Source organism: Microbacterium paludicola (assembly GCF_039529675.1).
In the GTDB taxonomy this organism is placed as follows: Bacteria; Actinomycetota; Actinomycetes; order Actinomycetales; family Microbacteriaceae; genus Microbacterium; species Microbacterium paludicola.
Genome location: NZ_BAAANG010000019.1, coordinates 155,927 through 168,252 on the forward strand (window position 1 = coordinate 155,927; position 12,326 = coordinate 168,252).

Below are 12,326 nucleotides of genomic sequence, written 5' to 3' on the forward strand. Positions count from 1 at the left end.
CGCGACGCCACATCAAGGCTACAAATAGCCGCGCAACACGCACCTGAACATCGCGTGTAGCGTGCACAACATGCAGGCTGGCAGGTGGACAAGCATTATCGGGCTCGCAGCGATGCTCGCGCTTTCTGGATGCGCAACGACGACTAGTCTGTGTTCGACGGGGAGCAGAGTTCCGACGATCACCTTCCTGCCCTCGTAAGTTCGGAAGGCGTCCAGTCGGAAACCGTCCGCCATCTCGGCAGCGATTCCGAAGGATGGAATTACTACGCCGCGAAGTTCGAGCGAGAAGGCGCGCGGCACCTGCAGTGCATCGTGGTCGTGGTCAGCGACGAATCCGACTGGGTGAGCGGATGCGGTGACGATCGGCTTCCAGAAGCCATAGCGTTCGGTACGACTCAGATCGCACTGGTGGGACAAATGTCCGGGGACGATACAACGGGAGAGCGCGTGGGTGATCACCTTCTGGTGACCCATTCGAAGTAGCACGGGTACCTTGCGGCGCGGCGTGACCCGCGGGGGCTCGACTGCGCCGCCCTCGCCTACTCCCCCGCGAGGGCCGCCAGCTCGGCCGTCGATCCGCGGAACACGTTCATGTCGATGTAGGCCTCATCGCCCTCGTAGCCCGCGAGGCGGTCGCGATGCGAGTACTGCCAGATCGTCCAGTCGCGCTCATCTTCGAGCGTCGGCGGCAGCACGACCGAGCGGATCCAGATCGGGTTGTCCGGATACGCGCCGGCGATGTACCGGTCGTACGCCTCCGGCGTCGCGTAGATCACCGGCGGTGACCCATAGTGCGCCTGCAGCCGCTCGAGCAACGGGCGCAGGATCGCGTCCACGTCCGCGCGCGACGGCGGATCTGCGAAGAAGTCGCCGTAGAACTCCACATCGACCGCGATCGCCAGATCGGCGCCGCGCGGCACCGTATCGATCACATGCTCGGCCTGCGACTGTCCGGCGCTCTCGAAGCTCATGAAGTGGTAGGCGCCGACCAGCAGCTCGGTCTCGTTGGCGCCGGCCCAGTTCGCTTCGAAGCGCTCATCGACGTACGACGAGCCCTCGGTCGACTTGATATACGCGAAGTCGATCCCCTCGCTCGCGAGCACCTGCCAGTCGATCTCGCCTTGATAGGAGGAGACGTCCACTCCCCTGGTCTCGTATCCGGCGGCGAACATCCTTCCGGGCCAGAGGATCCCCGACCACACCAGGACCGCGAGCGTCGCGAGCGCGGCGACAGTCGCGGCGGATGCGATCAGCCAGCCGCGACGGCGCCGGCGTGATTCGGTCATGCCGCAAACCTACGTGGTGCGCTCGGCGTGATGGTCTCTAAGGCCACCGGCACCACGAGGCCCAGACAGAGACTCGAGACTGCACGGCAAACGGAATGGCACCGCATGCAGAAGCACACTCACGACCTGGTGTTCACCGCCGATGAGGTTCACAAGCGGTTCGTGACGTGGGACGACGGAGAGGCCGACCGCGAATGGCGCTGCCTTTCCGCTATTCACGAGCACGCTCGAGGCGTGGCGCCTCGCCCTCTCCGGCGGGAGATGTGGGGTTCCCGGCCGGTGGTGGTCACGGAACGCCTGCCGGGAGATCCGCTGGGTGACCGACCGTTGAGCGCGGAACAGACGGTCGCCCTCGGTCGGGCATTGAGCCGTCTCTACGCGATCCCCGTCGATGCAATCGCGGCCGCGGCGATCACCGAACGCCGATACGGCCCGTCGACGCTGCCGCAGCTCTTGTCGCAGTGGCCCGACGAACCGTACGACCTCTCGCAGTGCCGAGAGCGGGCTGAGGTCGCGATCGGCGTCGACACGGCCCGAGCCTGGCTCGAAGACTCCCCTGCACTTCCCGAGCCACGACTCGTCGGCCTTGGAATCTCCGACCTCAATCCGGCGAACATCCTGTGGGATGGCGAGTCGTGCCGCCTGGTGGACTTCGAGGACGGCGGCCTCACGGACCCGTCCTACGACCTGGCAGATCACGTCGAGCACATCGCCGGACGCCTCAGCGGCGTGTTCGACGCCGATCGCCTTGCAGACGCCGTCGGCCTCTCCCCCGAGGATCGCGCGCGGATGCAGGCCTATCGACCGCTCTGGGCGATCTTCTGGCTCGTGATGCTGTTACCCGGCAACGGGGCGTTCCGCCGCAACCCGCCTGGCACCACGGAGGTGCAGGCGCGCCACCTCATGAGACTCCTCCGCTGACGAGAGCGCGGGATGACGTCGAACCGGAGGTCAGAGCAGCGGCCGCAGGAATCGGCGTTCGTAGCGGCGGATGCATCCGGTCCGCTCCGCGAGTTCGTAGGCCGCGATGCTCTCCGGATCGGTCGCTGCCTTCACGCGGTACTGCTCGTACGCCGCGAGCGACTCGAAGCTGAACAGCGCGAACGCCTCGTCGCTGTCCCCTTCGGACGGCAGGAAGTACCCATGGTGGTCGCCGCCGAACTTCTCGACGAGGGCGATCCAGCGTCGGCCGTACTCCTCGAAGTCGGCGAGCTTGTACGGGTCGATTTCGTAACGCAGATGCACCGTGATCACCCGCCCAATGCAAGCCGAACCGGTGCACTCGGTCGAGTACATAGCCGGACACCACACGTCCGGATCCTGCCGAACTGGCGAGCGAGGTTACCCGCTGATCTGAGTCAGCAGCTCCAGCTGGTCGGTCCCCGCGAACTCGGCGATGCGCCCCTTGGACAGGCGATACATCCGGAACTCGGCGACGTTCACGTGCCGCCGCGTCGCGGCGATGCCATGGAACACCGCCTGATGCGTGCCGCTCCCCCGCAGGTGCGCCGCGATCCGGTCATCCTCGACGACGAGCTGGATGCGCCGCCATCGCCAGTCGGGGAACGCGTGGAAGAGGTCGCCGAGATCACCGATCCACGCATCCACTCCCCCGGGCAGATGAGCCCGACGCACGGCGGGATCGACGAACTCGCGGATGCGCTCAAGGTCGTGTCGGTTCAGGGCGTCGAGATAGTCCTCGAACCACTCGTGCATCTGCCACGGCTCCACGGAGCCATTATCTGCGCCCTGCCACCGCTCGATACTCGCGAGAAGGTATCCGTACATGCCTGTGGGCGGCCACCGTCACCGGCAGCCGCCCACAGGAAATGACCGCTCTTACTCAGCGGGGAGAACGAGCTCCTGGCCCACCTCGATGAGGTCGGGGTTGGAGATCGTGTCCTGGTTGACCGCGAAGATGCCGAGCCAGCCGGTCTCGAGCTCCTGCGCCTCGGCGATCTCGAACAGCGTGTCGCCGGCCTCGACCTTGTAGGTCTCGTCCGAGGGCTCGACGTCCGGAAGCTCGTACGTCGGCGCGGCGGGTGCGGCCGCGGGAGCCTGCGCCGCTCCGCCCGTCGAGGGGGCCGGGGCTGCCGGGGCCGCGGGAGCTGCCTGCTCCGCGGGCGCGGGCGCCGGTGCGGGAGCGCTCGGCTCGGCCGCGCCGCTGGCGCCGATCTGCGCGGAGCAGCTGGGCCAGGCGCCCCAGCCCTGCGTCGCGAGCACGTTCTCCGCGACGCGGATCTGCTCCTCGCGCGACGCGGCAGCGGGGTTGCCGGAGCCGCCGTTCGCCTCCCACGTCGACTGCGAGAACTGCAGGCCGCCGCGGTAGCCGTTGCCCGTGTCGATCGCCCAGTTGCCGCCCGACTCGCACTGTGCGAGGGCGTCCCAGGTCGCGTCGTCTGCGGCGTTCGCCGCGGACGGGATCAGAACACCGGCGCCGGCGGCGAGCACGCCGGCAGCGAGAAGGCCTCCCCGCGCGAGACGCGAGGAACGGCGCGAGCCGGTGGTGATGCGGGAATTCTTGTTCGGGATCACTTGGAACTCCACGGCCCCGTCTCCGCGTGCGACCGCAGTCTGCACGTCCGTCCGCCCGACCGGAATGGTCTTTGTGGATCTCGGGTACGAGGGACTCTCGGGGCGGATCCGACGGCGGTCCCTCGCCGTTCGAACTGCCACCATACGTGATGGTCACGAAGAAGTAACAATCACGTCCAGGCTCTTGCCAGGAACCCCGTCAATCCAGGCTCAGCTCCATCTCGACCTCGTCGCCAAAGGGCGGCAGCTCGTACGGGCGGCGGTTTCCGGTCTCGCGGAAGCCCCTGCGCCGGTAGAACGCGGTCGCCCGGGGATTGTCCGCGTGCACCTCGAGCCGCAGGGTCTCGCCTTCACCGCGAGCCCATGCCACCACCGCGTCGAGCAGCGCATCCGCGACGCCGATCGCCGGGCTGCGCCAGCCAGGGTCCACGAACACGCTCACGAGCATCGGCCCACGGGTCTGGGATACGAACCCGCGCATGATGCCGACCCAGCTTCCGTCATCGGCCACGGCGACGAAGCTCGCGTTGTGCGGCTGCTGCCCTCGCTCCGCGCGGGAGCGCCACTCGGCCTCGTCGATGCGGAGGCTCGCCTCATGCGTCTCGCCGTACGCGATCGGGGTGTCCTGCAGCATCCGCAGCCGGATGTCGCGGAACTCCCGCCAGTCTTCCGCCGTGACCTCGCGCACCGTGAAGCTCATGCGGTCACGCTATCTCCCCGCCGGTCAGTCGTTCGGGACGACGATCCAGAACGCGATGTAGACCGGGATCGTCCAGCCGAAGAACAGCACGCCGAGCACCGCGAGCACGCGCACCAGGGTTGCGCTCGTGTCGAAGCGGCGGGCGATCGCGCTGCACACGCCGGCGATCACGCGGTCGGATCGCGGACGGACGAGCTGGCTCATGCCGCAAGGCTAGCCCGCCGACGTGGTGACAGGCCACCCAACACCGGGAACGCGCGCGACGCAGGGTGCCACCGCCTGTCGTAGCATCGGGCGATGATGAGTGAGGCGTTCGACACAGCGGTCGCGCAGGATGCGCCGGATCCGCGCCTGGGCCGGCGCGCCCCCGAGGTGCTCGACGAGTTCCAGCGGCGCGAGCGGCATCCGGAGTTCCGCGTCGACCTCGAGCGGATCCGGTTCTCGCCGTACTTCTCGCGACTGTCGGCCGTCACGCAGGTGATCTCGCAGACGGGCGCGGGCCTCGCCGTCCACAACCGCCTCACGCATTCGGTGAAGGTGTCGGCCGTCGCCCGTGCCATCGCCGTGCAGGTATCGCACGACCGGGGAGCCCAGGGACGCGTCGTGGCCCAGCTGGGCGGCTGCGACCCGGTCGTCGCGCAGGCCGCGGCCGCGGCCCATGACCTCGGCCACCCGCCGTTCGGGCATCTCGGCGAGCAGACGCTCGACCGGCTCGCGAAGGATCGGTTCGGCCTGAGCGAGGGCTTCGAGGGAAACGCCCAGACGTTCCGCATCATCACCCGCCTCGACGAGCACGATCGTGCCGGGACGGGCCTGAACCTGACCGCCGCGGTGCGGGCCGCCGTGCTGAAGTACCCGTGGCTGCGCCGCCACGGCCGGGACGGAGCGGGAGGGCCGCAGACGCCCCGCGGATTGAAGCCGTCCTCGCCCGGCGGAGGAGCGAACAAGTTCTCGGTCTACGCGCTCGACCTCGCCGACATGCAGGATGCCCGCCAGGCGTATCCCGCGATCGGCGAGTATCAGCAGACGGTCGAGTGCGCCGTGATGGACATCGCGGATGACATCGCATATTCGCTGCACGACCTCGACGACTTCTACCGGGCAGGGCTGCTGAACCAGGCGACCATCTCGTCGGAGTTCCGCGCCTGGCGCCGCGAACGGGCCGAACTCGCTCAGCTGGATCCGACGGAACTGCGGATCGCCGAGCGCACGCCCGGCCGATCTCTCGAGCTGCTGTGGCGCCGGCTCGCGGACAAGGACCCGTGGATCGCCGACGAGGACGCCTTCACCGAGGCCGTGTCCCGTGTGAACGAGGACGTCGTCGAGGGGCTGCTGTCGGTGCCGTTCGACGGCTCGCTGCTCGCCGAGCGCTCGCTGTCGCAGTTCACCAGCGCCTGGATCAACCGGCTGCAGCACTCCGTGACGGTGAGCGCCGAACCGCCCGTGCGGTCGGGGCACGTCAGCCTCAGTACGGCGGCCTGGCACGAGGTCGCGGTGCTGAAGTTCCTGCACCAGCGGTTCATCCTGGAGCGACCCGACCTCGCTGTGTACCAGCGCGGCCAGGCGAGCGTGCTCGAGCGCCTCGTCGACGGTTTCGCCGCCTGGCTCGACGATCCGCACGACGTGCGCCGTGCGCCGCGGCGCCTGCTGGACCTCGTCGACCTTGCCGGGGAGGATCACGACCGGCTGCGGCGAGATCATCCAGAGCTCGTCGACGCGGAGGGGCCGGACCTTCGTGTCCGCGCGACCGGACGCGGGATCATCGACTACGTCGCGGCCCTCACCGACGCGCAGGCGATGCACCTCGACGCGATGATCAACGGGGGCTCGGAGCGGCTCTGGGAGGGTAGCCAGGGCCTCTGAGCCGAGACAGCCGCACCGTGGCGGCTCAGATGCGCCCGCGCACGGGTGTGCGCTCGACCGGGTCGCCCTCCTCGGGCATCACCATCTCGGCGCGCACGCCGAGCAGCCGCACCTCGCGGTCCTCGAGCGCGTCGCACAGCGCGAGCGCGGCGGCGACGACGCCCTCTCGCTCGGCCGTCGGCTCGGCCAGTTTCCTGCCCCACGTCTTGGTGTCGAACGGCGCGTACCGCACCTTCAGGTGCACGCGCATCACCGCGCGTCCTTCGGCAGCGCAGTCGTCGAACGCCTGACCGGCGAGCACACGCACCGCGTCTTCGATGTCGGCGCGGGTCACGAGGTTCTGCTGGTAGGTCGTCTCCCTGCTGTGGCTGCGGGTGACCCAGGGCGTGTCGTCGACGACCGCGGGCCCGATGCCCCTCCCGAGCTCGCGATACCAGACGCCCATCCGCGGCCCGAACTCGGCCACCAGTTCGTCGGCGGACGCGTCGGCGAGTTGCCGCACCGTGCCGATCCCGTGCGCCGCGAGACGCTTCTCGACCTTCGCCCCCACGCCCCACAGGGCGCGGGTGGGCCGCTCCCCCATGACCTCGAACCAGTTCTGCTCGGTGAGCCGGAACGTACCGCGCGGCTTGCCGAACTCCGTGGCGATCTTCGCGCGGAGCTTGTTGTCGCCGATGCCGACCGTGCAGTGAAGTCTCGTCGCCGTGAGCACCGCGTCCTGGGCCTGCTGCGCGACGGACTCGGGGTCATCCGTCGCCACGCCGAGGAAGCACTCGTCCCAGCCGAGCACCTCGAGGACCACGCCCGGGAGCGCACGCAGGGTCGCCATGACCTGTGCCGAGGCCTCCTCGTACGCGTCGTGGTCAACGGGCAGGAACACGGCATCCGGTGGGGCCTTGCGGGCGGCGATCTTCAGCGGCATTCCCGAGCCGATGCCGAAGGCGCGTGCCTCGTACGACGCCGTCGACACCACCGCCCGCTCGGTCGGGTCGCCGCGCCCGCCGACGATGACCGGCAGCCCCGCGAGCTCGGGGCGCCGCAGCACCTCGACGGCGGCGATGAACTGATCCATGTCGACGTGCAGCACCCATCGCGGCGCGCTCATGGCTGGAACGACTGCCTCTCGGTGAGTGTGAGCGCCATGCCGACATGGTGGCAAGGACCACCGACATCCGAAAGCCCCGACCGGCGCCGCGCCTGTCAAGCGGTGGTCGCGGCCCGCGAAGATCGCGCAGGATGGAGCCCATGCCGAACGTGCGCCTCCTCGACGTCGACGGACGCACCTTCCGCGTGTTCTCGTCCGAGCGCCCCGGCGCCGAGACCGCGTTCGTGCTCGTGCACGGGATCGGCATCTCGCACCGGCTCTTCTCGCGCCTGCACGGGCTGCTCGCCGAGCGGCACACCGTCCACACCCTCGATCTGCCGGGGTTCGGCGGCCTGCCGCAGCCCGCCGACTCGCCGGACGTCCCTGCCATGGCCGCGGGCATCGCACGCGTGCTCGAACGCATCGGGGCCGGCCGCGTCGTCGCCGTGGGTGATTCGATGGGAACGCAGTGGGTCATCGAACTCGGCGCACAGCGGCCAGACCTCGTCTCGCACGTCGTCGCGATCGGCCCCGTGGCCGACGAGCGGCATCGCACACCGCTGGCGCAGGCGACCGCGCTGGCCGCCGACACCGTGCGAGAGCCGCCGGACGCGAACATCCGCGTGCTCACCGAGTACACGCGCTGCGGCCCTCGGTGGTACTTCCGCCAGCTGCCGCACATGCTCTCCTACCGCATCGAGGATCGCGCCGCCGACCTCACGCAGCCGCTGCTCGTGATGCGGGGCGGCTGGGATCCGATCGCCGGGCGCGAGTGGTGTCGCCGCGTCCGCGACAGCGCGCCGCGCGGTCGCCTGGTCGAGGTGCCACGGCACCCGCATCTCGTCCAGCACACGGCACCGCGCGCGGTCGCCGCGGCGATCGCCTCGTTCCTGGCCGGGGAGGACGCATGATCCGGCCGCTGCGCAACCTCGCCTGGTGGGCGGCCGACTACGCCTACGCCGCGGGCTGGCAGGTGCGTGCGTTCGCGAACCGCACGGACCCCGCCGGCTTCCACTCCGGAGAGCGCGTCCCCATCCTGGTGATCCCCGGCGTGTACGAGTCCTGGAAGTTCCTGCAGCCGCTCGTCGTCGCCCTCCACGACCGGGGGCATCCGGTGCACGTCGTCGATCCGCTGCGGCACAACCGGCAGCCCGTCGCCGCCGGCGCCGCGCTCGTCACGGAGTACCTCGAACGCCACGGCCTGAGCGATGTCGTGCTGGTCGCGCACAGCAAGGGCGGCCTGATCGGCAAGCACGTGATGGCCCTCGGCCCGGCGACCCACCGCGTCCGCGGGATGGTCGCCGTCGCGGCGCCGTTCGGCGGCTCGCGGTACGCGCCGCTTATGGTGACGCCCACCCTCCGCAGCTTCTCGCCGCGCGATGCGACGATCCTTGCGCTGGCACGCGAGACCGGCGTCAATGCCCGGATCGTGTCGGTGTACGGCCGCTTCGATCCCCACATCCCCGGCGGCAGTGAGCTCGCGGGCGCCCAGAACGTGGTCATCGAGACCGGCGGCCACTTCCGCATCCTCGCGCACCCGCGCGTGATCGCGGAGGTCGCCGCCATGGCCGAGCTTCCGCCCGCGCCCGGGTGATCGCTCAGCGCCGCGGCGTCCAGCCGAGCGGAAGCGGCCCGTCCGCGTCGGCGCGCTCGCGGTCGGCGGCCGCCGACCACCCCTGCGCGTCCGGGCCGTCGAAGCCGCCGCGCGCGACCCGGAACCCGAGATCCTCGTGGTGCATCCGGGGTGCGCCCCCACGCCGCACCGAGGCGCGCACGTTCCAGGCCTCGTCGGCGAAACCGCCGCCGCGGAACACGCGGTAGTCGTCGTAGCGCAGCGGATCGAGCAGATCCCAGCACCACTCCCAGACGTTGCCGAGCGTGTCGAACAGGCCGAACAGGTTCGGCAGCTTGCCGCCGATGTTCTGCGGCGTGCGCACCCCGTCGGCCGCGGTCCACGCGACCTCCGTGAGCGGGCCGTAGTGCGGCCCGGTCGATCCGGCCCGGCACGCGTACTCCCACTCCGCCTCGGTCGGCAGACGATAGCCGTCCGCGTCGACGTGCCAGGTGACCTCCTCGCCGTCGAAGGAGTACACGGGGTCCAGCCCCTCCCACTCGGACGCGGCATTGCAGAACCGGATCGCCCGCTGCCAGCTGACGCCGGTCGCCGGACGGCGCGGGTGCGGGTGCTCCTCCCCCGTGTCGCCGAGGATCTCGGCGACCTGCTCCTGGGTGACGGGGAACACGCCGATCTCGAACGGGGCGAGGTCCACCGCGCGCCGGGTCTTGCGCCGGGCGTCGTGGAGCGTCACGGCCCCGGCCGGGATACGCGCGAGTTCGATGTCCAGCACGTCATCCATCCTGCCCCCACAGCAGGTTGGCAGGATCCAGGCGCCACTCGTCGGCGCAGGATGGGGCGCCGCGGGGCTGGTGCGTGTGAAATGGAGCAATGACCACCGCCCTCGTCGTGATCGACATGCAGCAGGGATTCCTCGACCCGTTCTGGGGACCCACGACCAACCACCCGCAGTGCGAGCACAACGTCGCCCGCCTGATCGAGCACTGGACGGCGCAGGGCGAGCCGATCGTCGTCGTGCGTCACGACAGCGCGAACCCTCACTCCCCGCTCCACCCCGGCAACCCGGGCAATCGCCTCATGGATGCGGTCGACGCGGTCGAGCCGGCGCTGTTCGTCGCCAAGACCGTCAACTCGGCCTTCTACGGCGAACCCGATCTCGAGGCGTGGCTGCGCGAGGCGCGCATCTCGCGGATCGTCGTGTGCGGCATCCAGACGAACATGTGCGTCGAGACGACGGCGCGCATGGGCGGCAACCTCGGCTTCGACGTCGTCCTCGCGCTGGATGCGACGCGCACGTTCGATCTCACCGGGCCGGACGGAGTCGTGATCCCCGCCGACGTCCTCATGTCCACGACGGCGACCAACCTCCACGGCGGAGGTTTCGCGACGGTGCTGTCGACGGCGGAGCTGCTCGTCCCCGCGGCGTGAGGGCTCAGCGCCAGCCGAGCGCCGGCGCCACGTGCGTGAGGATCGACTCGATCATGTGCGTGTTGTAGTCGACGCCCAGCTGGCTGGGGATCGTGATGAGGATCGTGTCCGACTCGGCGATCGCCTCGTCGCGCCGCAGCTCCTCGATGAGGACCTCGGGCTCGGCGGCATAGGAACGGCCGAAGATGGCACGGGTGTTCGCGTCGATGTAGCCGACCTGATCCTCGTGGTCTCCCCCGCCGACGAAGTAGCGTCGGTCGCGCTGATCGGTGATCGCGACGATCGAGCGGGACACGGAGACGCGCGGCTCGAATCCCCAGTCGTGCTTCGCCCACTCCTCGCGGAACAGCCGGATCTGCCCGGCCTGCTGGACGTGGAACGGCTCGCCGGTCTCGTCGAACTTGAGCGTCGAGCTCATCAGGTTCATTCCCTGCTCCGCGGCCCAGACGGCGGTCGCGTTCGCTCCGGCGCCCCACCAGATGCGCTCGCGCAGGCCGTCGCTGTGCGGCTCGAGACGCAGCAGGCCCGGCGGGTTCGGGAACATCGGCCGCGGGTTCGGCTGCGCGAAGCCGCGGCCCTCGAGCAGCTGGAGCAACAGCTCCGTCTTCTGGCGGGCGATCTGGGCGCCGTCGGCGTCGTCGTCCGCGCTCGAGTACCCGAAGTGCTTCCAGCCATCGATGACCTGCTCGGGTGACCCGCGCGAGATGCCGAGCTGCAGGCGGCCCTCCGAGATCAGGTCGGCGGATCCGGCGTCCTCGACCATGTAGAGCGGGTTCTCGTACCGCATGTCGATCACACCGGTGCCGATCTCGATGCGCGACGTCTTCGCACCGATCGCCGCCAGCAGCGGGAACGGCGAGCTCATCTGCCTCGCGAAATGATGCACGCGGAAGTAGGCGCCGTCGCCGCCGATGTCCTCGACGGCCTGCGCCAGGTCGATCGACTGCAGCAGCATGTCGCCGGCACTGCGCGTGCCCGACTCCGGATGCGGCGTCCAATGACCAAAGGACAGGAACCCGATCTTCTTCACGCTGAGGCAAACCCCTCGCCGTGCGAATCCATTCCACTGAATGAAGGTCGGATCTGCTGCCACTCGGCGAACTTCGGCAGACGCCCGTCTCCGGACGACGTGCGCGTCAGCCGTCGACGCAGCCAGGGGCCGACGTGCGTGCGGTAGTACTCGGCTCCCCGCAGCCGCACACCCGAATCGTCGACGGGCAACGACCACCACGCCGGGTCGGGCTCGAAACCCAGCGCCGTGAGCACCCGTGCGGCGACGCGGTGGTGCCCGCGCGCGTTCATGTGCAGGCGGTCGGCCGACCAGAACGGGGCCTGCGCGAGCGCGCGATCCGGCCAGTTCAGCGCCCGCACGACGTCGTCGCGGCCCTGCATCCGCTCCTCCACCGCGGCGGAGAGCTGATCGCCCCGGCGACGGACGAGCGCGCCGAGGGGCAGCCCCTCGGTGGGATCCGCTCCCGAGAGCAGGATGAGCCGCACGCCCTCCTCGTCGCAGCGCTTCAGGACGTGCGCGAAGGCGTCGGCGATGCGGGAGATCGGCGTGCGGGGACGCAGCATGTCGTTGCCGCCGCCGTTGAACGACAGGTGCGTGGGGCGCAGCGCGAGCGCCGCCTCGAGCTGCTCGTCGACGATCGGCCAGGCGAGTTTGCCGCGGATCGCGAAGTTCGCGTACTGGATGGGCTCGCCGAGCGCGTCCGCCCATCCCTGGGCGGCGAGGTCGGCCCACCCGCGAGGGGTGCCGTCCGGCAGTTCGTCGCCGACGCCCTCCGTGAACGAGTCGCCGATCGCCGCGTACCGCACCTCAGCCATGGCGGCAGTCTATGCCGGTGGCCGCAT

The 12,326-nt window shown here is 69.9% G+C and carries 16 protein-coding genes; 6 read left to right on the forward strand and 10 right to left on the reverse strand.

Annotated features, from left to right (window positions below; translation table 11 throughout):
* Nucleotides 1-150 precede the first annotated feature (150 nt).
* Nucleotides 151-483 carry a hypothetical protein gene (locus ABD161_RS10400; RefSeq protein WP_344002274.1) on the forward strand — a complete coding sequence of 111 codons (333 nt, stop codon included), beginning with the start codon at nt 151-153 and terminating at the stop codon, nt 481-483.
* A 56-nt stretch (nt 484-539) separates the two neighbouring features.
* Here the strand turns inward: ABD161_RS10400 and ABD161_RS10405 are convergent, their stop codons facing one another.
* Nucleotides 540-1,286, reverse strand: a complete 747-nt coding sequence (locus ABD161_RS10405; RefSeq protein WP_344002277.1) for a GH25 family lysozyme — start codon at nt 1,284-1,286, stop codon at nt 540-542.
* A 105-nt stretch (nt 1,287-1,391) separates the two neighbouring features.
* Here ABD161_RS10405 and ABD161_RS10410 point away from each other — a divergent pair, with 105 nt between their 5' ends.
* A complete protein-coding gene (locus ABD161_RS10410) occupies nt 1,392-2,207 on the forward strand; it encodes an aminoglycoside phosphotransferase family protein (protein ID WP_344002280.1) in 816 nt (271 codons plus the stop codon).
* A gap of 30 nt (nt 2,208-2,237) precedes the next feature.
* On the opposite strand, the gene ABD161_RS10415 is transcribed toward ABD161_RS10410, so the two are convergent.
* From ABD161_RS10415 to ABD161_RS10435, 5 genes are all read right to left on the reverse strand, one after another.
* Nucleotides 2,238-2,540: an NIPSNAP family protein gene (locus ABD161_RS10415; protein ID WP_344002282.1), complete on the reverse strand. Its 303-nt coding sequence runs from the start codon at nt 2,538-2,540 to the stop codon at nt 2,238-2,240.
* Between the two features lie 87 nt (nt 2,541-2,627).
* Nucleotides 2,628-3,017, reverse strand: coding sequence for an ester cyclase (locus tag ABD161_RS10420; RefSeq protein WP_344002285.1), 390 nt, complete (start codon nt 3,015-3,017; stop codon nt 2,628-2,630).
* 108 nt (nt 3,018-3,125) lie between these two features.
* Nucleotides 3,126-3,833 carry a transglycosylase family protein gene (locus tag ABD161_RS10425; RefSeq protein ID WP_344002288.1) on the reverse strand — a complete coding sequence of 236 codons (708 nt, stop codon included), beginning with the start codon at nt 3,831-3,833 and terminating at the stop codon, nt 3,126-3,128.
* Nucleotides 3,834-4,020: 187 nt separating this feature from the next.
* Entirely contained in the window at nt 4,021-4,521 is a 501-nt protein-coding gene (locus ABD161_RS10430) for a GNAT family N-acetyltransferase (protein WP_344002291.1), read from the reverse strand.
* Between the two features lie 24 nt (nt 4,522-4,545).
* A complete protein-coding gene (locus ABD161_RS10435) occupies nt 4,546-4,725 on the reverse strand; it encodes a PspC domain-containing protein (protein WP_344002294.1) in 180 nt (59 codons plus the stop codon).
* Nucleotides 4,726-4,818: 93 nt separating this feature from the next.
* On the opposite strand from ABD161_RS10435, the gene ABD161_RS10440 reads away from it, so the two are divergent.
* On the forward strand, nt 4,819-6,384 hold the full coding sequence (locus tag ABD161_RS10440) for a deoxyguanosinetriphosphate triphosphohydrolase family protein (protein ID WP_344002297.1): 1,566 nt from the start codon (nt 4,819-4,821) through the stop codon (nt 6,382-6,384).
* 25 nt (nt 6,385-6,409) lie between these two features.
* Here ABD161_RS10440 and ABD161_RS10445 read toward each other — a convergent pair whose 3' ends face one another.
* The gene (locus ABD161_RS10445) at nt 6,410-7,489 is read right to left on the reverse strand and encodes a DNA polymerase IV (protein ID WP_344002300.1); all 1,080 of its coding nucleotides are present in this window, start codon (nt 7,487-7,489) and stop codon (nt 6,410-6,412) included.
* 140 nt (nt 7,490-7,629) lie between these two features.
* Between ABD161_RS10445 and ABD161_RS10450 the strand changes: the two genes are divergently transcribed.
* Nucleotides 7,630-8,379: an alpha/beta fold hydrolase gene (locus tag ABD161_RS10450; protein ID WP_344002304.1), complete on the forward strand. Its 750-nt coding sequence runs from the start codon at nt 7,630-7,632 to the stop codon at nt 8,377-8,379.
* On the forward strand, nt 8,376-9,062 hold the full coding sequence (locus tag ABD161_RS10455; protein ID WP_344002307.1) for an esterase/lipase family protein: 687 nt from the start codon (nt 8,376-8,378) through the stop codon (nt 9,060-9,062). The genes ABD161_RS10450 and ABD161_RS10455 overlap by 4 nt, the downstream gene beginning before the upstream one ends.
* 4 nt (nt 9,063-9,066) lie before the next feature.
* Here ABD161_RS10455 and ABD161_RS10460 read toward each other — a convergent pair whose 3' ends face one another.
* Nucleotides 9,067-9,816, reverse strand: a complete 750-nt coding sequence (locus ABD161_RS10460; protein ID WP_344002311.1) for a formylglycine-generating enzyme family protein — start codon at nt 9,814-9,816, stop codon at nt 9,067-9,069.
* Nucleotides 9,817-9,914: 98 nt separating this feature from the next.
* Between ABD161_RS10460 and ABD161_RS10465 the strand changes: the two genes are divergently transcribed.
* A complete protein-coding gene (locus tag ABD161_RS10465; RefSeq protein WP_135113122.1) occupies nt 9,915-10,472 on the forward strand; it encodes a cysteine hydrolase family protein in 558 nt (185 codons plus the stop codon).
* Between the two features lie 4 nt (nt 10,473-10,476).
* On the opposite strand, the gene ABD161_RS10470 is transcribed toward ABD161_RS10465, so the two are convergent.
* Nucleotides 10,477-11,502, reverse strand: a complete 1,026-nt coding sequence (locus tag ABD161_RS10470) for an LLM class flavin-dependent oxidoreductase (RefSeq protein ID WP_344002315.1) — start codon at nt 11,500-11,502, stop codon at nt 10,477-10,479.
* Nucleotides 11,499-12,299 carry an SGNH/GDSL hydrolase family protein gene (locus ABD161_RS10475; RefSeq protein ID WP_344002318.1) on the reverse strand — a complete coding sequence of 267 codons (801 nt, stop codon included), beginning with the start codon at nt 12,297-12,299 and terminating at the stop codon, nt 11,499-11,501. The genes ABD161_RS10470 and ABD161_RS10475 overlap by 4 nt, the downstream gene beginning before the upstream one ends.
* Nucleotides 12,300-12,326 lie beyond the last annotated feature (27 nt).

Bases quoted from the DNA above. Each gene is read 5' to 3' on its own strand.
- ABD161_RS10405 (WP_344002277.1), bottom strand. From the start codon at position 1,286: ATGACCGAATCACGCCGGCGCCGTCGCGGCTGGCTGATCGCATCCGCC.
- ABD161_RS10410 (WP_344002280.1), top strand. From the start codon at position 1,392: ATGCAGAAGCACACTCACGACCTGGTGTTCACCGCCGATGAGGTTCAC.
- ABD161_RS10430 (WP_344002291.1), bottom strand. From the start codon at position 4,521: ATGAGCTTCACGGTGCGCGAGGTCACGGCGGAAGACTGGCGGGAGTTC.
- ABD161_RS10435 (WP_344002294.1), bottom strand. From the start codon at position 4,725: ATGAGCCAGCTCGTCCGTCCGCGATCCGACCGCGTGATCGCCGGCGTG.
- ABD161_RS10440 (WP_344002297.1), top strand. From the start codon at position 4,819: ATGATGAGTGAGGCGTTCGACACAGCGGTCGCGCAGGATGCGCCGGAT.
- ABD161_RS10445 (WP_344002300.1), bottom strand. From the start codon at position 7,489: ATGAGCGCGCCGCGATGGGTGCTGCACGTCGACATGGATCAGTTCATC.
- ABD161_RS10450 (WP_344002304.1), top strand. From the start codon at position 7,630: ATGCCGAACGTGCGCCTCCTCGACGTCGACGGACGCACCTTCCGCGTG.
- ABD161_RS10455 (WP_344002307.1), top strand. From the start codon at position 8,376: ATGATCCGGCCGCTGCGCAACCTCGCCTGGTGGGCGGCCGACTACGCC.
- ABD161_RS10465 (WP_135113122.1), top strand. From the start codon at position 9,915: ATGACCACCGCCCTCGTCGTGATCGACATGCAGCAGGGATTCCTCGAC.
- ABD161_RS10475 (WP_344002318.1), bottom strand. From the start codon at position 12,299: ATGGCTGAGGTGCGGTACGCGGCGATCGGCGACTCGTTCACGGAGGGC.